Source organism: Pseudomonas sp. GW822-FHT02G04, assembly GCF_058802085.1.
Genome location: NZ_JBXANU010000024.1, coordinates 26,008 through 44,054 on the forward strand (window position 1 = coordinate 26,008; position 18,047 = coordinate 44,054).

Genomic DNA, 18,047 nt, shown 5'->3' on the forward strand with positions numbered 1-18,047 from the left:
CCAACCCATGAGCCGCAAACAGCAACTGCTCAAGCGCCATCGGCGCAACAAACGTATTGGCCTGTTGATTGCGTTGATGCTACTGATCGCGATCGGCGTGCTGGTGGCCTGGTGGTTGCCGCCGGTGTTTGCGGTGCTGGGCTGGATCGCCCATGAGGCGTGGTTTGCCGACCATCTGTTTTATTCCCCCCAAGACGATTACCAATACAGCTTCCCGCCGTATACCCCGCAGCCCAAGATCCATCTGGACGGTGAACGGCTACGGCTGGATGAGGGCGTCATGGTGGTCGATGACGCCACGCTGATACTGGCGCTGCGGGTGAAAAGTACTTGGCTGGGGCGCTTTATCGATCCGGTGGTCGAGTTGCTGGGGGGCGATAATCCCGACCGGCAAACTTTCGAGCGCGGTGTAAACGGGCTGCGTTATCTCAACCTCAGTGGTCAGGCACGGGTGCTGTCACAGGGTGAATTACGTTTGCGCGGGCGTTTCTGCCGATTGCTTGGTGAGCCAGTGCTTTGGGCGTTTGAGCATCCGGATTACAGTCGTCAACGGGTGATGGTGATCGCCCCGCACGCCGACGACGCCGAGCTGGCGGCATTCGGGCTGTACAGCAGCGCAAGTCAAAGTTGGGTGGTGACCCTGACCGCCGGTGAAATCGAGGCCGGGTACTATCGACAGATGGGGCTCAATGACGTCGAAGCGTCCCGGATGAAAGGTTCACTGCGTGCCTGGGACAGTGTCAGCGTGCCATTGTGGGGAGGTGTGCCTCATGAGCGCTGTATACAACTGGGGTACTTCTGCCTGCAATTGCCCGCCATGCAGAGAGCACCGGCCGAGGCCGTAGCGTCCCGCGAGGCAGAGCTTGGCGATACCCGATATTTCCGACGGTTCAATCCGTTTGCCTTGGGCAGTGACGTTGATGGTCTGCCGTCCTGGAACAATCTGCTGGCGGATCTGCGTGAGTTGATCGAGCGCATCGAGCCTCAGATCATTGTTTTGCCGCATCCACGCTTTGACCCTCATCCAGACCATCTGTGCTCGCAGCAGGCAGTGATGCAGGCACTAAGCGGCACGACTTGGCAGCCCGACACCTTATTGCATTACGCCAATCATTTGCACGACAACGATCGCTGGCCAATGGGCGATGCCGGTACAGGCGTAGCGCTGCCACCGCAGATGGGTACGCATGAGCCGCTGCGGCCCTGGACGCTTTGTTTGTCTGCTGAAAAACAGTGGCACAAGGCCATGTCGTTGGGCATGATGCACGACCTTCAGCCCCGGCCTCCCTTCAAGCGTCTACTTCGCCGGGCAATACAACGTTGCCTGGCGGCCCGACGCTGGCCGGCATTTGGCGAAAACGAGTTCTTCCGTAAAACAGTGCGACGCCACGAGTTGTTTTGGGTCCAGGAGCAGTCTGGAAAGAGAGAGTCCAATTGAAAGTTCTGTTTCTGGTTCAGAAGGAGCAGCGAGCGATCCTTGACCGACTGTATGACGGGATCGCCGAGCATTGCGAGTGCGACAAGCGTGAATTGACCAGTGCAGAGCAGGACGACTTGCGTGGGTACTTTCGCAGGCATGTCGATGTGGCACTCTATGACCGGATCGTGTTTTTCCTGCGCTTCAAAAAAGAAATCAGACAGGTGAGGTTCATACAAACCCTGCCCAATCTGGTTATTCTTGAACACGATGCGTACCAGAATTACATCCCGTGCAAATACACCGGAAAATTCAGTGCCCATTACCGCAAGCTGCCTTGGGTACGGGTGATCAGCTCGGGTTTCATGGTCAGCCAGCGTTTGTGTGATGAAGGTTTTGACGCGCATTTCGTACCCAAGGGCTACGATCAGGCGCTGTTGCAAAACCGTCAACGTGAGCGTGATATCGAGCTGGGTTTCGTTGGCAGTCTCAATAGCGTGGCGTATGCCGGTCGCAAGGCCATGCTCGAGTCGGTGGCCGACGTCGAAAACTTACTGATCACTCGCACCAGCTCGGGTGAGGAGTACTGCGAGACGTTGAGCCGGATCCGTTATTTCGTGAGTGCCGATGTCGGCATGGGCGAATACATGATCAAGAATTTCGAGGCCATGGCCTGTGGTTGCGTGCTGTTTGCTTACGATCAAGGGGACGCAGAGAATCGCGCGCTAGGTTTTGTTGATATGCAGAATATTGTGCTCTATCGAACACGCGACGAACTCAGAGAGAAACTCGCCGTGTTGCGCGCGTCCTCGCAGCTGACCGAGGCCATTTCGTTGGCCGGTCAGGCTCTGGTAGAGCAGCGCTATACCTTCCGGGCGGTGGGGCATGCGATTGTCGATGCCATGCGTGCGCCGTTGCGCGAGCGGGTGCCGCTGAGCTGGAAAGAGAAACTACGCTTGTCGTTGGGGCTGTGAAGCCGGGCGATTAAACAATCAATGGTGCGGTGTAAATAAATGCTGTTCAGCGATACTAGCGACATTTCGATCGTCATCACCAGTTGCGGCCGCTTCGATCTGTTGAAGCGGACACTGGAGACACTTGACCGGTTCAACACGGCCCCCATCCGTAAAGTGTTCATTACCGAGGACTCCGGCGACAGTGCCGTAGAGGCCTGTATTCCGGAGCACTGGAGGGCGCACACCCAGTTCTTCATCAACAATCCGCGTCTGGGTCAATTGCGATCCATCGATGCCGCCTATGCTCAGGTGCAGACGTCATGGATCTTCCATTGCGAAGACGACTGGGATTTTTATCGCGAAGGGTTTATCGAAGATTCCCAACGCCTGTTGGAGGAAGATCCACAGGCGCTGCAGGTGTGGTTGCGCAGCTTCAATCATGACCTGATGGTTCACAGTCCTTATGTGTTCCTGGGCGAACGAAAAGTCAGCCATGGCGTTCCTTTCTACATGCTGGGCTCGCACAAGGCCGACTGGCAGGGTTTTTCCTTTAACCCGGGGCTACGCCGTCGCGCGGATTACCTGTTGCATGCACCGTATTCCGGGTTTTCCGGAGAGAAAGACTTGTCGCGTCTGTATGCCGGGGAAAACCGCTATGCGTTGATTCTGGAAAACGACGCGGTATTGCACACCGGCTTTGGTGAACATGTGGTGGTCCCACAGGAGCGTGCGGACAAATTGAAGCGCAAACGTCTCGATCGGCTCAAGCTGATGGCGGCCCTTATTATCGGTTTGGCAACAGGTTGGGTGCTCCATGGGATTTAGCGGCGCGAAGCCTGGAAAGATCACCGTCAAGTCTTATTTTGGAACGATGCTCTGTCTGTTTCTGCTGAGCTTCATAGTGGGCTGGTCGTCGAAGTGGACCAACAACCTGTTTTACGGACTGATGGTATTGCCGGGCCTGTTTTTCCTGATCAAGGAACGCGGTAACGGCTTGCTCAAGCAGCCGTTGATGTGGGGCTGGCTGGCATTTCTTCTGTGGTTTTTGGTGCCTGCGGCGATTGCCGGACACTTGCAGTTCTACAAACACATTTTCTATGTGCTGATGTTCGTCATGGTGCTCGGCGCATTAACCGAACCTAGGTTTTTCCGCAGCCCTCTGTTTGTTCGTGCGCAGTTCTGGATCCTGGCGGTGTACATTTTCGCCTGCGCGCTCTACAGCTGGGTAACCGGTGAGTATGCCGTCGGCAGTCGGGTGGCATTGCTTCCTGCGCGTTTGCAGAACGTCATATATGCCAGTATCTGGCTGTTGTGCGCGTTGGCGCTGGCGTTGCCATTCTGGCTCAGGGAACGCAAGTTCGTCGAAGCTGGCCTGGCCGTCGCTTTTTCGTTATTCGCGGTGGTCTACATCCTGCAGGCACGCACGGCGTTGGTAGGGGCGGCGTTCCTGGCGGGTGTCTGGGGGCTTTACGGTATCTACCACAAACCGCGGCTGGTCGGTGGCATCGTGGCGATTGGTCTGGTGCTCATGGGGCTGTTGTTCCTGACGGTGCATAACGACGCCTGGTACCAGGCACTGTGGACACGCGGCGATTCGTACCGCATCGAGATTTTCGATGTCATGGTTGGCGAATGGCACCGTTGCGGCTGGGTACTGGGTTGCGGCATCGACTTCCACACCACTCAGTTGCTCGATGGCGGGATGCCGATTCAGCATCCGCACAATATTTTCGTCTCGCTGGGGCTTTACAGCGGCGCAGTCGCACTGGTGTTGTTCATCGCACTGATGGCGGCCTCGCTTTGGCAGGCCTGGCGTATGCGTGATGAGTGGGGCGTGTACCTGGCGTGTGCGCTGGTGATGCTGAACTTCGACGGCAGCTTGTTGATCGGCAATCCCGACGAGCTATGGCCATTGGTGCTGTTACCGGCGGGGATGATCCTTTCTCGTGCGTTGCAAGCGCAGCGCCAGGCGCTAGTGTAATACCTGACCTTCGTCCCAGCCCCGGGGACGAAGGTGTCTGGATCATTTTTGCAGAGCGATGCTCAGTTCTTCCGGGGAGCAGGTGCTCTGCGTCTGGCCATAATTCTCCATGAAGACTTCGCCGCGACCGTCGAGCAGCCATAGGCGGTCTTGAGGGTATCGCACCATGTGCTTGAAGTTGCGCAGCCGTAGGCTCTTGCGCAGCGGACGGCGATAAACCCGCATGTCTGCAATATCGATCAGGCCCAGCTGATGCTCGGGCGTGAGCACTATATTGCCCAGGTGCGCCGAACGGAAGTAGATCCCGCGCTCATGCAAGGTGGCCATGAAGGCCCCCAGCTGACCGCGCAGTGGGTCGGCATCGTCCTGGGCATCCAGAAGTTGGCGCAGGGTCCGACCCGGTAACGGGTCGTAATGTACGGCATCGCGCTCGATGCTGGGGATGCGGTAGACCTGACGTATCGACGGGCAGGGAATCTGCCGCTCATGCAGTGCGTCGCAGTTGTCGGCAAAGCGTTTGGCGTAGGGGTACCAGGCAGCCGATGTCAGCAGGCGCTTGCGGCGAAACAGCTTGAGGATCGAGCCGTCCGTCAACCGCAGAACCTTGTCCCCGGAGCCATCGGCTTCAAGGACTTGTGCTCCCTCGCGCAGGGCGAGGTATCGGGGGTGGTCAAGCACTTGCATCAATACTCCAGGTTTCGACGCTGTGAGGCATGGATAGCCGGTAATGTTACCGCAGCTCAGTGACTAAAATGGCCTGTGTTACACTCGCGGGCTCTTTTCTCATACAACGGGTTCTCATGACTAGCCCTGATTCGCCTGCGCCGTCGAGCTTGAAGATTTACCTGCGCCTGCTGTCGTATGTGCGCCCGTACTGGGGCATGTTCGCCATCAGTATCGTCGGCTTCGTGATTTTTGCTTCGACGCAGCCCATGCTGGCCGGGATTCTCAAGTATTTCGTCGATGGCTTGAGCAACCCGGAAGCAGTGCTCTTCCCCAATGTGCCTTATCTGAAGGACTTGCAGCTGCTGATGGCCGTGCCGTTGCTGATCATTCTGATCGCCGCGTGGCAAGGCCTGGGCTCGTTTCTTGGCAACTACTATTTGGCGAAGGTTTCGCTGGGGCTGGTGCACGACTTGCGCGTCGAGCTGTTCAACAAGTTGCTGGTACTGCCTAACCGTTATTTCGACACCCATAACTCCGGGCATTTGATTTCACGCATCACCTTCAACGTGACCATGGTTACCGGCGCCGCCACCGACGCTATCAAGGTAGTGATCCGCGAAGGCCTGACCGTGGTGTTTCTGTTTGCCTACCTAATATGGATGAACTGGAAGCTGACCCTGGTCATGCTGGCGATCTTGCCGCTCATCGCGTTCATGGTCGGCAACACCAGCAAAAAATTCCGCAAGCAGAGCAAGAAGATCCAGGTGGCCATGGGCGACGTGACCCACGTCGCGTCCGAGACCATCCAGGGTTATCGCGTTGTGCGCAGTTTCGGTGGCGAGAGCTATGAAGAGCGCCGCTTTGCCGAAGCTAGCCAGGGCAACACGGACAAGCAATTGCGCATGACCAAGACCGGCGCAATCTACACACCGATGCTGCAGTTGGTGATCTACAGTGCCATGGCCGCGCTGATGTTCCTGGTGCTGTTCCTGCGCGGTGATGCGACCGCTGGTGACCTGGTGGCATACATTACCGCCGCAGGCCTGTTACCCAAGCCGATTCGGCAGCTATCGGAAGTCAGTTCGACGATCCAGAAAGGCGTCGCCGGAGCCGAAAGCATTTTCGAGCAACTGGATGTCGAGCCGGAGATGGACAAGGGTACGGTCGAGAAAGACCGGATCAGCGGTCATCTGGAGGTGCGCAACCTGAGCTTCACCTATCCGGGAGCCGACCGTGAAGTACTGAAAAACATCAGTTTCACCGCGGCGCCGGGGCAAATGATCGCACTGGTGGGGCGTTCCGGCAGCGGCAAGTCGACCCTGGCCAGCCTGATTCCACGCTTCTATCACCACGAAACCGGCGAGATCCTGCTCGATGACGTGGAAATCGAAGACTATCGCCTGCGCAATCTGCGTCGTCATGTTGCCCAGGTGACGCAACACGTCACGCTGTTCAATGACACGGTTGCCAATAACATCGCCTACGGTGATCTGGCCGGCGCGCCGCGTGCGGATATCGAGAAAGCTGCCGAAGACGCCTATGCCATGGATTTTATCGCCCAGCTGCCGCAGGGGCTGGACACCGCCGTCGGCGAGAACGGTGTGCTGCTCTCCGGCGGTCAGCGACAGCGTCTGGCGATCGCCCGCGCCTTGCTGAAAAACGCGCCTCTGCTGATTCTCGATGAAGCGACGTCGGCACTGGATACGGAGTCTGAACGGCACATTCAAGGCGCGCTGGATCGAGTCATGAAAGGTCGCACGACGCTGGTCATCGCTCACCGGTTGTCGACCATTGAGAAGGCTGACCTGATTCTGGTCATGGATCAGGGCCGGATCGTCGAGCGCGGCACCCATGCCGAGCTTCTGGCGCAGAACGGCTACTACGCCCGCCTGAACGCCATGGGCCTCGACGCCCCGGCTGAAGACATCGCCTGACTCGATGCGAGGGTGAGCCTGGCTCACCCTTGCGTTCACCGGCGTGCAACGCGTCCGGTGGATTGTATCCAGACCTTTACGCTTCTTGACCAAACCGGAATAAATCTCGGCAACGCGCTTGTTAAGGTTCCTGAACGAACTTTGACTTCAATCGAGGGGGCCAACCCTTTCGCGCGGGTACTGCCATGCTGCAACGTTATCTCTGGAAGCTCTTGCCCAAGCCGCAGCGGGATTTCCTGCTGGGCCGCCTGTCGGTCGTGGACCGTCAGGTGATCAACAAGTCGATGTCGGCCAGCCTGGGTTTCCCCCAGGCCTTCGAGCAGCGTTCCTGTCTATTCATTCATGTTCCCAAGTGTGCCGGGAGCAGCGTGTGTGCAGCGATGTTCGATGGCTGGAGCCCCGGGCACTTGCCGTTGTACTGGTACGAGCAGCAATTTCCCGAGCAGTTTGCCGCCAGTTTCAAGTTCGCCTTCGTTCGTGATCCGCTGGAAAGGGCCTATTCGGCTTATGCTTTTTTGCGCGGCAATGAGTTGAGCCGGCGCGATCAGGCGGCGCAGAAGCTGGTCAGCCACTACCGCGACTTCGATGATTTCGTCGCTCGCTGGCTGCATTCGGAGACGATCAGCCGGCAAATGCATTTTGCCGCGCAAACAGATTTTCTGACCGATTCCCTGGGTCATCTGGCCCTGGATTTCATCGGCTACCAGGAACATCTGGAGCGGGATTTTCGGCTGGTCTGCGAGCGGGTAGGCCACTCGGCGGTGTTGCCCCACATCAACGGCTCGCAGCAGCGGCGTCCGATGCTTGCCCGCGATTTTTGCTCGGTGCGTACCCGTCGGCTGGTGCGACGGGTGTACCAGCGCGATTACGAAATGCTCGGTTATGAATGAGACCCTGTCGATACCTGTTCCAGAGATCAGGCCTTACGATTTATCACTGTCGAACCGCGACCGCGCCGCAATCAAATCCCAGCACCCGCGTTGCCTCTGGCTGACGGGCCTGTCAGGCGCGGGCAAGTCGACCCTGGCCAATGCACTGGAGTTGCAACTCAATCGGCACGGGCTGCACACGTTCCTGCTCGATGGCGACAACCTGCGCAATGGCCTGTGCCGTGATCTGGGGATGAGTGCTGAGTGTCGCCGGGAAAACATCCGGCGCATGGCAGAGGTGGCACGGCTGATGGTCGACGCCGGTTTGATTGTGATTGTTGCGGCGATCTCGCCATTTCGCGCCGAGCGTGATGCCGCCCGTCGGTTGTTCGCTGAGGGCGATTTCATTGAAGTGTATGTGAGCACGCCCTTCGCGGTGTGTGCGCAACGTGACCCCAAAGGGTTGTATCAAGCGGCCCGGCAAGGACGGATCAAGGACTTCACCGGCATCGACAGCCCTTATGAGGCGCCGCTGACGGCGGAGTGCGAGATCGACACCCAGACACTGCAACTTGAGGATGCTTGCCGTCGCTTATCGCAATTTCTGTTCAATAAATGAACAGAAATCCCTGCCGATTCATCCGGTTGCAGCCGCTCCGCAAGCCAGCGCCAACCCTGTGTTAATATCGCGCCCCTGTTCATTTTGTATGTGGGTTGCTCCATGAAGTTGTCCATGCCGCGATTCAATCAAGCCCCTGTCTTGGTGGTCGGCGATGTCATGCTCGACCGTTACTGGCATGGTGGTACCTCACGGATCTCCCCTGAGGCGCCGGTACCGGTCGTCAAGGTCGAGCACATCGAGGACCGCCCGGGCGGTGCCGCCAACGTTGCCTTGAACATTGCCGCGCTCGGTGCGCCGGCCTCGCTGGTCGGTGTGACCGGCGACGACGAAGCTGCCGACAGCCTGGTCAATAGCCTCAAGGGCGCCGGCGTGCGTGCGTTGTTCCAGCGCATTGCGCACCAGCCGACCATCGTCAAGCTGCGGGTCATGAGCCGTCACCAGCAATTGCTGCGTATCGACTTCGAAGAGCCTTTCGCAACTGACGCCCTGGCGCTGGGCGAGCAAGTCGACGAATTGCTCGAAGGCATCAAGGTGCTGGTGCTGTCCGACTACGGCAAAGGCGCGCTGAAAAACCATCAGGTGCTGATCCAGGCCGCCCGTGCCCGTGGCATTCCGGTGCTGGCCGATCCTAAGGGCAAGGATTTCTCGATCTACCGTGGCGCGAGCCTGATTACCCCGAACCTCAGCGAGTTCGAAACCATCGTCGGCGGCTGCGCCGATGAGCACGAACTGGTGAGCAAGGGCGCGCAGCTAATGCACGACTTCGACCTCGGTGCGTTGCTGGTAACCCGTGGCGAGCACGGCATGACCTTGCTGCGCCCGGATCACCCTGCGCTGCACCTGCCGGCTCGTGCCCGTGAAGTGTTCGATGTGACTGGCGCCGGTGACACGGTGATTTCTACCCTGGCGGCGGCGATCGCTGCCGGCGAAGAACTGCCCCACGCGGTGGCCCTGGCCAACCTGGCGGCAGGCATCGTGGTCGGCAAGCTCGGTACCGCGGCCATCAGCGCACCGGAACTGCGTCGCGCAATCCAGCGCGAGGAAGGCTCCGAGCGCGGTGTGCTGGGCCTCGAGCAGTTGCTGCTGGCGGTCGACGACGCGCGTGCACACAAAGAGAAGATCGTGTTCACCAACGGCTGCTTCGACATCCTGCATGCCGGCCACGTGACTTACCTCGAACAGGCGCGCGCCCAAGGTGATCGCCTGATCGTGGCGGTCAATGACGATGCGTCGGTGAGCCGCTTGAAAGGGCCGGGTCGGCCGATCAACAGCGTCGACCGTCGCATGGCGGTACTGGCAGGTTTAGGCGCCGTGGACTGGGTGATCAGCTTCTCGGAAGGCACCCCGGAAAACCTGTTGCGTGCGGTCAAGCCGGATGTACTGGTCAAGGGCGGTGATTACGGGATCGACCAAGTGGTTGGCGCGGACATCGTCAACGCTTACGGCGGGACCGTGAAAGTGCTGGGGCTGGTGGAAAACAGCTCGACCACGGCGATTGTCGAGAAGATCCGCAATCACTGACGTGGCGCGGTCACTGTGGCGAGGGAGCTTGCTCCCGCTGGGTCGCGAAGCGGCCCCAAAGCCATAGACCGCGGTTTTTCAGATCGACCGCATCCAGCTGTTTTACGACTGCTACGCAGTCGAGCGGGAGCAAGCTCCCTCGCCACAAGTGTTCTATCGTGCTGCCTTGCGCGGCACGATTCTTTTCAGCAGTTGCTTCGCCTTCCCGCGTAACCGGGCCAAACCCGAATCCTTCCCCGGTGGGGTCAAACCCTGCTGTCGCACCCAATCCTTCCAGCGAATCCGCTCATCCCTCACCAGCCAGCCTTCCTGCCGGGCAAAACTCTCCGCCAGATACAACCCTCGGGTACTCGCCGGGTACAGGTGATCCTTTTTCAGGGTATAGAGCTCGGCCATCGGCTGACCGTCCTGCAGTGGCATCAGGTACAAATCGGGACGTTTGCGATCGAGCCGGGCTACCAGTTGATCGCCCTCCAGCCGCTCGTCGACATGGAACAGGCTCAGGGATTTGGCTTCCTTGGGCACGTCCAGGCGCAAATCGTAGATCAATTGCAGCGAGGCTGTCGGCAAGTGCACGTAGGCCCGGGGACGTTCGATCAGCGGCATGTTTGCGCAGCGCACCGGCCGCGCCGAGCCGGATAACGGCGTCAGGCGAAACGGCAAAGCCTCGCGATAGTGCAGCGCGGACGAGTAGGGCGCTGGCAGCCAGGTTTCGTTGAAGCGCCCGCTGAGCCAGCCTTCCGGGGTTTCCAGCAGGCACTCTTCGGCAATTTCCTGGGTTGCCGTGTGCAGCGGCAGGTTCAGCTCATGGGCCGGCACGTAACCGGAGATCAGCTTGAGCACCACGTCGCCGCGATCCTGCCGACGCTGACGCACCAACACCCAGTAATCGCGATTCTGCCAATGCAGGGTCAGGCGCACCGAAACCCCGAGGTTCGCCAGCTCCAGGGCAAACCGCTCGCTGTCGGCCACCGTCACCGGACGGCGGCGTTGCAGGGTCTGGGAAAAATTCAACGGCATCCCGACGCTCTGATAACTCAAACCTTCGGGCGTGGCTTCGACGAACAGCGGCAGGGTCTTGAAGTTGCTCGGGTTCTTTCTGATCAGCGTACGCGGCATGTCGGCTCCTGCTTAAGGCCGCGTGGGCGGCATCAATGGCTAGGGTCTGTTGACGTTTGGTGGCGAACCGCGTTGCGTGCCAAAGAGCGCGAGGCAAGGCGCGGGATGCCGCCCATGGTTGTTCCCTTGGCAAATCCCGCAACGCAGCCTCGCGCTCTTTGGCGCGCAACCCGAAGGGCCGGCGTCGCGGTCGTCACCAAACGTCAACAGACCCTATGAAGGACCTGGGCAACGGTCGCGACGTTGTGGGCGAGGTGCAGCGGATTGATGGTCCCGACAATAGCACTGGCCACGCCCGGGTGTTCAAACAACAACTCGAAGCTGGCACGCACCGGATCAACGCCCGGGCTCAGGCAGACGTGGCCGCTGGCCAGGGCCTTTTTGACCAGGATCGCTTTGCCGTGAGCAGCAGCATAGTCAATGACTGGCTTCTCGTTCTGTTCGTTCAGATTGTAGGTGACCATTGCGCAATCACCTTGTTCCAGAGCCTTCAAACCGCCTTCGACGGTTTTACCGGAGAAGCCGAAGCCGCGAATCTTGCCTTCGCGCTTGAGCTCGGCAAGGGTCGCATAGACCTCATTGTCGTTGAGGATCGCCAGGTCGTTGCCGTCGGAATGCACCAGCACCAGATCGATAAAGTCCGTTTCCAGACGTAGCAGGCTGCGTTCCACCGAGAACCGGGTATGCGCGGCGCTGAAATCATGGCGGGACTGACCATCGGCAAACTCTTCGCCGACCTTGCTGACGATCACCCAGTCCTGACGCTGACCACGCAGCAACGGGCCGAGACGCTCTTCGCTGCGGCCATAGGCCGGCGCGGTATCGATCAGGTTGATGCCCAGGTCGCGAGCGAGTTTGAGCAGCCGGTGCGCTTCGTCATCGTCGGGAATCTGGAAACCGTTGGGGTATTTCACTCCTTGATCGCGGCCAAGTTTCACTGTGCCCAGACCCAGCGGCGATACCAGCAGGCCGGTGCTGCCCAACGGGCGATGCAGATCATGCAGGGTCGGTTGGCTCATGGCAGCAGTTGCTCCCAGGCAGGGACACCCATCGGCGGTTTCGGCAGTTCCGGCAGCGGCGCGGCATGGCTTGGCTGAATGCCGTCGCGTTGCAACAAGGCGATGACGCGGTCAGAGAAGTCCGGTGCCAGGGCCAGTTTGGTCGGCCAGCCCACCAGCAAACGATTCTGCTCGGCGAGGAAGGCGTTGTCCGGGCGGGTCAGGCCAGATTGCAGCGGCTCGGCACGGTTAACCCGCAAGGTCGTCCACTGCGCGGTGCTCAGGTCGATCCACGGCAGCAGCTGGCCAAGTTCTTTCTGGGCGGCGGAGATTTGCGCGGCAGGCTCGCGGGCCACGCCTTCGGCTTCGGCAATGTCGCCACCTACGTACCAGATCCATTGGCCATCGGCAGCCGGATGAGTGGTCACAGTAATGCGCGGCTTCGGCCCACCGCCCAGGCAATGGGCGTACAGCGGTTTGAGGCCAGGGCCTTTGACGATGACCATGTGCAGGGGGCGGCTTTGCATGGCCGGCTGGCTCAGGCCCAGTGCTGTCAGCAGATCGGCGGTGCCGGCGCCGGCGCTGAGGACGATGCGTTGGGCGCGGATCTCGCGCTCATCTACTTTCAAACCGACCAGTTCGCCGTTTTCCAACAGTGGTTCGATGTGCTGACCAGCCAGCAAGCCGTTACCCGCCAGATCGGCCAAACGCTGGATCAGGCTCGGCACGTCAACCACCAATTCCGCCAGGCGATAGACCTTGCCCTTGAAGCGCTTGTCTTGCAGGGCTGGGGGCAGTTGCTCGCCCTTGACCTGATCGACCCGTCCGCGCACGGCTTTACTGGCGAAGAAACTGGTGAGGTTGCCGGCGAGAGTGCCAGGGGACCAGAGATAGTGAGCGTCAGACAACATGCGTACGCCGGACAGGTCCAGCTCGCCGTTGCCGGCCAGCGCTTCGCGCCAGCGACGGGGCATGTCGGCGATGGCCTCCGAAGCACCGGTCAGGGCACCGTGCAGTGCGTACTTGGCACCGCCGTGGATGATGCCCTGGGACTTCAGGCTCTGCCCGCCACCGAGGCTGGCGCTTTCCACCAGCACGGTCGAAAAACCCTGGCGGCGCAGGCGTGCATTCAGCCAGAGGCCGGCGACACCAGCGCCGACAATCAGAACGTCGGTGGAAATAACGGATGGCATGCAGCGACCTCAGTGTTCAAGACGAGGGCGCAGTATACAGACTCGATGCGCAGGAGATTTGTTGGTGATCAATAGAGCAGATGCAAAACCTGTGGCGAGGGAGCTTGCTCCCGCTGGGCTGCGAAGCAGTCGCAAATCCGGCTGCCTCGGTGTGTCAGGCGTATCCCGGATTCAGGTTTTGGGGGCTGCTGCGCAGCCCAGCGGGAGCAAGCTCCCTCGCCACAGGAGGTTGATGTCAGCAGTTAATGCCCCGCGGTTTTCGAGAACAGCTGAATAACCACGACGCCCAGCACAATCAGCGCCATCCCCAGCATTGCTGGCACATCCAGCTTCTGCCCGTAGATAAACAGCGCCGCGACGCTGACCATCACGATGCCCATGCCGGCCCACACCGCGTAGGCCACGCCCACCGGAACGCTGCGCACCACCAGGGTCAGCATCCCGAAAGCAATACCGTAACCGACGATGACCAGCAGCAACGGCAGTGGCGTGCTGATACCTTTGACCGCTTTCATCGAAACGGTGGCGATCACTTCGGCGCAGATGGCGATGGCCAGGTAGTAGTAAGCGGTCATGGGTCAATCCTCGTGTGAAGTGTTGCTTTCTGAGGTCGGCATTCTAGAGATGCGCCAGATGCGGTAAAGTCATTACCTATCTGTTCTGAAGATGGGTTGAGCCATGAACATGCAATGGAGTCTGGAACAGCTGCACTTGTTTGTCAGTGTCGCGGAGCAGCGTTCGTTTTCCGCGGTGGCGCGGGATCAGCGCAAAGCGCAGTCGGCGGTCAGCAGTTCGATTGCGCTGCTGGAAGAAGACTTGGGCGTCAGCCTGTTCGATCGCAGCAGTGGTCGTCAGCCGAAACTCACCGAAGCCGGAACTGCGCTGCTTGAAGAGGCGCGGGAAGTGCTGCGCCAATGTGAGCGCCTCAACGGCCGGGCATTGGCGATGATGCGCGGCCAGGAAGCGAGTTTGCGGGTGGCTCAGGATGAGGCAATGCCTTATCAAGCTGTGGTTGAGAGCTTCGAGGCCCTGGCCGAACGATTTCCCAGTCTCGAAGTGCAACTGACCAGTGCCGCCCAGGGCGATGTCGCGCGCAAACTGGTAGAGCGTCGGGCCGACCTGGGCTTGCTGTTTTATCACGAGCAGATTCCCGAAGCCCTCGAACGGCGGGTGTTGGGCAGCGTTGAAATGGTCACCGTGTGCGGCGTGGGGCATCCATTGGCGCAGCAGACACAGGTCGATTGCCAGCAATTGGCGCAGCATCGACAGCTGCTGATGTCCACGCAGTCCAGTGTCTATCCCGGCAGTGAGCCGGCCAGCCCGCAGGTCTGGCGTGCCGACAGTTTCTATGTGATGGCCGAATGGGTGATGCGCGGCCTTGGCTGGGCCTGGTTGCCGCGCCATGTGGTGCAGTACCCGGCGTATCAGAATCTGATGGTCGAACTGACCAGCGAATGGACGCCGCCAGCCTTGATTGTGGAACTGGTCTGGCGCCGCGACGAGCCCCTCGGCCCGGCAGCCCGTTGGCTAGCGGAACGTTTTGCCGTGCACTTGCAGGCGATCGGTTAAAAAACCGATAAACTCCGCCGCCATGAATAGAACTCTCTACACCGCGCTGTTTTACCTGGGGCTGCCATTGGTAGCGATTCGGCTCTGGCTGCGGGCGCGCAAGGCGCCGGCGTACGCCAAGCGTATTGGCGAGCGTTTCTCCCTCGCGCTTCCGGCGATGAAGCCGGACGGCCTCTGGGTGCACGCGGTGTCGGTGGGCGAAAGCATCGCCGCGGCCCCGATGATCCGTGCCTTGCTGCAACGTTATCCGACGCTGCCGATCACCGTCACCTGCATGACCCCGACCGGGTCCGAGCGGATCCAGGCGCTGTTCGCCAACGAGCCGCGCATTCAGCACTGCTATTTGCCTTATGACTTGCCCTGCGCCGCGGCGCGATTCCTTGATCGGGCCCGGCCGAAACTGGCAGTGATCATGGAAACCGAGCTCTGGCCCAACCATATCCATCAGTGCGCCAAGCGTGGAATTCCCGTGGCCCTGGCCAATGCGCGACTGTCCGAACGTTCGGCCAAAGGCTATGGCCGCTTCCATAAACTGACCCGGCCGATGCTCGCCGAGATGAGCCTGTTCGCGGTGCAGACCGAAGCCGAAGCGCAGCGTTTCCGCGATTTGGGGGCACGCCCGGAAACGGTCGAAGTGACCGGTTCGATCAAGTTCGACCTGACCATTGACCCGCAATTGCTGCAGCGTGCTGCCGAGTTGCGCGGACAATGGCAGGCGCAGGAGCGCCCGGTGTGGATCGCCGCGAGCACCCATGAAGGTGAAGACGAAGTGGTGCTCGATGCCCATCGTCGGCTGCTGGCCAATCACCCCGATGCCTTGCTGATTCTGGTGCCGCGTCATCCGGAGCGCTTCAACCCGGTGTTTGAGTTGTGCCGGCAAAAAGGTTTCGCCACGGTACGGCGTTCGACGGGCGAGCCGGTGACCGCAGACACTTCGGTGTTGCTGGGCGACACCATGGGCGAGTTGCTGTTTCTCTACGCCTTGGCCGACAGCGCTTTCGTCGGTGGCAGCCTGGTGCCCAACGGCGGCCATAACCTGCTGGAGCCGGCGGCCCTGGCCAAACCGGTGCTCAGCGGGCCGCACCTGTTCAACTTCCTCGAAATCGCCGCGCAGTTGCGCAGCGCCGGGGCGTTGGCCGAGGTCGATGATGCCGAAGGTCTGGCGCTGGCGGTGCAACGGCTGTTCGAACTGCCGCGCGATGCACAGCGGATGGCGGAGGCGGGGCTGAAGGTGATGCGCACCAATCAGGGCGCGTTGCAGCGGTTGCTGGATGGGTTGGGCAGGTTGATCGACAAGTCTTGAGTTTGTCACCGACCAATTGTGGCGAGGGAGCTTGCTCCCTCGCCACAGGTTTACCTTTTAATGAGCGGGATTAGCTCGTAACTGCTCCGCCGCAGCCTTCGCCAGATCCGGCGGCAGGAAGTCCTTGTCCGGGTTGTAATCGGCTTTGAGATAACGCGTCAGGTCCTGCAAGTCCCCTGGGTTCAAGGTGCCAGCGGCCTGCTTCAGGCGCAGGTTGTCGAGGATGTAGTCGTAGCGCGTGTTGTTGTAGTTGCGCACCGAGGTGTACAGCTGACGCTGGGCATCGAGTACGTCGACGATGTTGCGCGTTCCCACCTGATAACCGATTTCGGTCGCTTCCACCGCGCTCTGGTTGGAAATGATCGACTGCCGACGTGCCTGCACTTGCTCGACGTCGGTGTTGACTGCGCGGTGTAGGTTGCGGGTGTTTTCCACGACCTGACGACGCAAGGCTTCGCGTTGTTGTTCCGTTTGATCCAGTCGTGAGTACGACTCGCGCACCTGGGAGCTAGTCAGCCCGCCGCTGTAGATCGGAATGCTCAATTGCAGGCCGACAGTGCGCTGCTCGACATCGCCGCCGTAATGCACGCCGGTCGCGCTCGGGTTGGTAAAGCCGAGGGCGTCGTTGTCACCTTTCTTGTATTGCGCGACCGCATCCAAGGTGGGTGCATGCCCGGCCTTGCGCTGCTTGAGGGTTTCCTCGGCGGCGCTCACCGCATAATTGCTGGCCAGCAGGTTGAGGTTCTGCTTGGCGGCGGTATCGACCCAGGCTTTGGCGTCGTTCGGCGCCGGCGGCAGGATCGGCAAGGTGTGGACAATGCCCTGGATCGAGTTGTACTGACGGTTGGTCAGGGTGATCAGCGCTTCGAACGCGTCATCCACCTGACGCTGGGCGAGAATCCGGTTGGCCCGCGCCGTGTCGTAACTGGCCTGGGATTGCAGCACATCGGTCTTGTCCGACAGGCCGACGTCGAAGCGCTCGTTGGACTGGTCGAGCTGGCGTTTGAAGGCTGCTTCTTCGGCCTTGGTCGAGGCCAGGTTGTCCTGACTGCGCAGTACGTTGAAGTAGCTTTCGGCGCTTTGCAGGATCAGGTTCTGTTCGGTGGCCGAGAGTTGCAAGGCGGCCTGTTCGTTGACGTCCTTGGCGGCCTGGAACTGGAACCAGCGGTCGGCGCGGAAAATCGGTTGCGACAGGGTCGCCTGATACACCGTGCCGCTGCGGTTCGTGGTCACCGATGGCTGATCGAGCGCGGTACGGGTGTCGTTCATGTTGGCACCGGCCGACAGGTTGGGCAGCAGCCCGGCGCGGGCCTGGGGCACGACTTCCTTCTGGGCGCCGTATTGGGCGCGGGCGGCGGCGATATCGGCGTTGTTGTCCACCGCTTCCTGATAGACGCTGACCAGGTCGGTTTTGGTCGATAAGGGCGCTTCTGCTGCCCAGGCCATTCCATTGGACGCACAAGACACGGCAAGGGCCAGTGAGAGTTTGCGCAGCATGAGGCCATCCCTAAAAATTACGCTGATAATTTGAGCGCCAAGGCTACGGCGCGGCGCCCTGCAGCGTCAAGGCGCAGCACGGCGTAGCGAGTGTAGTTGCACGCAGGTACGACAACAATCCGCTAATTGCGCCATTCATCATGGCGTTTGCTGCGGTGTTGGCGTTCTTTGCCGGTTATGTCTAGACTGGCCGGGTTCTTGTCGGGGTGCCTTGCTATGAGGCTGAGATCGAATAATTTCGGATCCCGTTGAACCTGATCAGGTTAGCGCCTGCGTAGGGAACAAGATTTCTCGTCACCCGGCGAGTCCTCTTGTGCTTCGTCCGGGATGTTGTTCGACAATCGAACACCCCTCGAGCATCGAGCACAGCACCTGCTGGATTTTTCAGCGCCCGTGCGTCCA

16 protein-coding genes and 1 riboswitch are annotated in these 18,047 nt (G+C 60.1%); of the genes, 10 read left to right on the forward strand and 6 right to left on the reverse strand.

What is annotated here, in order from left to right:
• The first annotated feature begins 7 nt into the window (after window positions 1–7).
• Genes AC1RO5_RS24285 through AC1RO5_RS24300 form a run of 4 tightly spaced genes read left to right on the forward strand, consistent with a single transcriptional unit; the run spans window position 8 to window position 4,354 of the window.
• The gene (locus AC1RO5_RS24285) at window positions 8–1,438 is read left to right on the forward strand and encodes a PIG-L deacetylase family protein (RefSeq protein WP_493178069.1); all 1,431 of its coding nucleotides are present in this window, start codon (window positions 8–10) and stop codon (window positions 1,436–1,438) included.
• Window positions 1,435–2,391 (forward strand): glycosyltransferase family protein, encoded by a 957-nt coding sequence (locus tag AC1RO5_RS24290; protein WP_493178070.1) that lies wholly within the window; start codon window positions 1,435–1,437, stop codon window positions 2,389–2,391. Before AC1RO5_RS24285 ends, AC1RO5_RS24290 begins: the two co-directional genes overlap by 4 nt.
• Window positions 2,392–2,430: 39 nt before the next feature.
• Window positions 2,431–3,198, forward strand: coding sequence for a glycosyltransferase family A protein (locus tag AC1RO5_RS24295; protein WP_493178071.1), 768 nt, complete (start codon window positions 2,431–2,433; stop codon window positions 3,196–3,198).
• Entirely contained in the window at window positions 3,188–4,354 is a 1,167-nt protein-coding gene (locus AC1RO5_RS24300) for an O-antigen ligase domain-containing protein (protein WP_493178072.1), read from the forward strand. Before AC1RO5_RS24295 ends, AC1RO5_RS24300 begins: the two co-directional genes overlap by 11 nt.
• A 42-nt stretch (window positions 4,355–4,396) precedes the next feature.
• Here the strand turns inward: AC1RO5_RS24300 and AC1RO5_RS24305 are convergent, their stop codons facing one another.
• On the reverse strand, window positions 4,397–5,038 hold the full coding sequence (locus tag AC1RO5_RS24305) for a BUD32 family EKC/KEOPS complex subunit (RefSeq protein WP_493178073.1): 642 nt from the start codon (window positions 5,036–5,038) through the stop codon (window positions 4,397–4,399).
• A gap of 116 nt (window positions 5,039–5,154) precedes the next feature.
• Here AC1RO5_RS24305 and msbA point away from each other — a divergent pair, with 116 nt between their 5' ends.
• The 4 genes from msbA (at window position 5,155) to hldE (ending at window position 9,966) form a co-directional block, all read left to right on the forward strand.
• Window positions 5,155–6,954: a lipid A export permease/ATP-binding protein MsbA gene (msbA, locus tag AC1RO5_RS24310; RefSeq protein WP_493178074.1), complete on the forward strand. Its 1,800-nt coding sequence runs from the start codon at window positions 5,155–5,157 to the stop codon at window positions 6,952–6,954.
• Between the two features lie 185 nt (window positions 6,955–7,139).
• Complete coding sequence (locus AC1RO5_RS24315) at window positions 7,140–7,844, forward strand: sulfotransferase family 2 domain-containing protein (RefSeq protein ID WP_493178075.1); 705 nt, start codon at window positions 7,140–7,142, stop codon at window positions 7,842–7,844.
• On the forward strand, window positions 7,837–8,442 hold the full coding sequence (gene cysC, locus AC1RO5_RS24320; protein WP_493178076.1) for an adenylyl-sulfate kinase: 606 nt from the start codon (window positions 7,837–7,839) through the stop codon (window positions 8,440–8,442). Before AC1RO5_RS24315 ends, cysC begins: the two co-directional genes overlap by 8 nt.
• A gap of 102 nt (window positions 8,443–8,544) precedes the next feature.
• Window positions 8,545–9,966 (forward strand): bifunctional D-glycero-beta-D-manno-heptose-7-phosphate kinase/D-glycero-beta-D-manno-heptose 1-phosphate adenylyltransferase HldE, encoded by a 1,422-nt coding sequence (gene hldE, locus AC1RO5_RS24325; RefSeq protein WP_493178077.1) that lies wholly within the window; start codon window positions 8,545–8,547, stop codon window positions 9,964–9,966.
• Window positions 9,967–10,119: 153 nt separating this feature from the next.
• Here the strand turns inward: hldE and AC1RO5_RS24330 are convergent, their stop codons facing one another.
• The 4 genes from AC1RO5_RS24330 to AC1RO5_RS24345 all read right to left on the reverse strand — a co-directional run bounded on the left by AC1RO5_RS24330 (window position 10,120) and on the right by AC1RO5_RS24345 (window position 13,851).
• Window positions 10,120–11,085 carry a metal ABC transporter ATPase gene (locus AC1RO5_RS24330; RefSeq protein WP_493178078.1) on the reverse strand — a complete coding sequence of 322 codons (966 nt, stop codon included), beginning with the start codon at window positions 11,083–11,085 and terminating at the stop codon, window positions 10,120–10,122.
• Between the two features lie 203 nt (window positions 11,086–11,288).
• Window positions 11,289–12,104, reverse strand: a complete 816-nt coding sequence (locus tag AC1RO5_RS24335) for an aldo/keto reductase (protein WP_493178079.1) — start codon at window positions 12,102–12,104, stop codon at window positions 11,289–11,291.
• The gene (locus AC1RO5_RS24340; RefSeq protein ID WP_493178080.1) at window positions 12,101–13,276 is read right to left on the reverse strand and encodes an NAD(P)/FAD-dependent oxidoreductase; all 1,176 of its coding nucleotides are present in this window, start codon (window positions 13,274–13,276) and stop codon (window positions 12,101–12,103) included. Before AC1RO5_RS24340 ends, AC1RO5_RS24335 begins: the two co-directional genes overlap by 4 nt.
• A gap of 242 nt (window positions 13,277–13,518) precedes the next feature.
• Window positions 13,519–13,851: a DMT family transporter gene (locus AC1RO5_RS24345; RefSeq protein WP_007939639.1), complete on the reverse strand. Its 333-nt coding sequence runs from the start codon at window positions 13,849–13,851 to the stop codon at window positions 13,519–13,521.
• A 103-nt stretch (window positions 13,852–13,954) separates the two neighbouring features.
• Here AC1RO5_RS24345 and AC1RO5_RS24350 point away from each other — a divergent pair, with 103 nt between their 5' ends.
• Window positions 13,955–14,845 carry a LysR family transcriptional regulator gene (locus AC1RO5_RS24350; RefSeq protein WP_493178081.1) on the forward strand — a complete coding sequence of 297 codons (891 nt, stop codon included), beginning with the start codon at window positions 13,955–13,957 and terminating at the stop codon, window positions 14,843–14,845.
• Window positions 14,846–14,867: 22 nt separating this feature from the next.
• Window positions 14,868–16,148, forward strand: a complete 1,281-nt coding sequence (gene waaA, locus AC1RO5_RS24355) for a lipid IV(A) 3-deoxy-D-manno-octulosonic acid transferase (RefSeq protein WP_493178082.1) — start codon at window positions 14,868–14,870, stop codon at window positions 16,146–16,148.
• A 57-nt stretch (window positions 16,149–16,205) separates the two neighbouring features.
• Here the strand turns inward: waaA and AC1RO5_RS24360 are convergent, their stop codons facing one another.
• Window positions 16,206–17,645 (reverse strand): TolC family outer membrane protein, encoded by a 1,440-nt coding sequence (locus tag AC1RO5_RS24360; RefSeq protein WP_493178084.1) that lies wholly within the window; start codon window positions 17,643–17,645, stop codon window positions 16,206–16,208.
• Between the two features lie 192 nt (window positions 17,646–17,837).
• Window positions 17,838–17,943: riboswitch (TPP riboswitch) on the forward strand.
• The last annotated feature ends 104 nt before the right edge of the window (window positions 17,944–18,047 follow it).

Coding starts and splice junctions, on each gene's coding strand:
- AC1RO5_RS24305 (WP_493178073.1), bottom strand. CDS start 5,038: ATGCAAGTGCTTGACCACCCCCGATACCTCGCCCTGCGCGAGGGAGCA.
- AC1RO5_RS24350 (WP_493178081.1), top strand. CDS start 13,955: ATGAACATGCAATGGAGTCTGGAACAGCTGCACTTGTTTGTCAGTGTC.
- AC1RO5_RS24315 (WP_493178075.1), top strand. CDS start 7,140: ATGCTGCAACGTTATCTCTGGAAGCTCTTGCCCAAGCCGCAGCGGGAT.
- AC1RO5_RS24300 (WP_493178072.1), top strand. CDS start 3,188: ATGGGATTTAGCGGCGCGAAGCCTGGAAAGATCACCGTCAAGTCTTAT.
- AC1RO5_RS24335 (WP_493178079.1), bottom strand. CDS start 12,104: ATGAGCCAACCGACCCTGCATGATCTGCATCGCCCGTTGGGCAGCACC.
- AC1RO5_RS24285 (WP_493178069.1), top strand. CDS start 8: ATGAGCCGCAAACAGCAACTGCTCAAGCGCCATCGGCGCAACAAACGT.
- AC1RO5_RS24360 (WP_493178084.1), bottom strand. CDS start 17,645: ATGCTGCGCAAACTCTCACTGGCCCTTGCCGTGTCTTGTGCGTCCAAT.
- AC1RO5_RS24340 (WP_493178080.1), bottom strand. CDS start 13,276: ATGCCATCCGTTATTTCCACCGACGTTCTGATTGTCGGCGCTGGTGTC.
- hldE (WP_493178077.1), top strand. CDS start 8,545: ATGAAGTTGTCCATGCCGCGATTCAATCAAGCCCCTGTCTTGGTGGTC.
- AC1RO5_RS24330 (WP_493178078.1), bottom strand. CDS start 11,085: ATGCCGCGTACGCTGATCAGAAAGAACCCGAGCAACTTCAAGACCCTG.
- cysC (WP_493178076.1), top strand. CDS start 7,837: ATGAATGAGACCCTGTCGATACCTGTTCCAGAGATCAGGCCTTACGAT.
- AC1RO5_RS24295 (WP_493178071.1), top strand. CDS start 2,431: ATGCTGTTCAGCGATACTAGCGACATTTCGATCGTCATCACCAGTTGC.
- AC1RO5_RS24345 (WP_007939639.1), bottom strand. CDS start 13,851: ATGACCGCTTACTACTACCTGGCCATCGCCATCTGCGCCGAAGTGATC.
- msbA (WP_493178074.1), top strand. CDS start 5,155: ATGACTAGCCCTGATTCGCCTGCGCCGTCGAGCTTGAAGATTTACCTG.
- waaA (WP_493178082.1), top strand. CDS start 14,868: ATGAATAGAACTCTCTACACCGCGCTGTTTTACCTGGGGCTGCCATTG.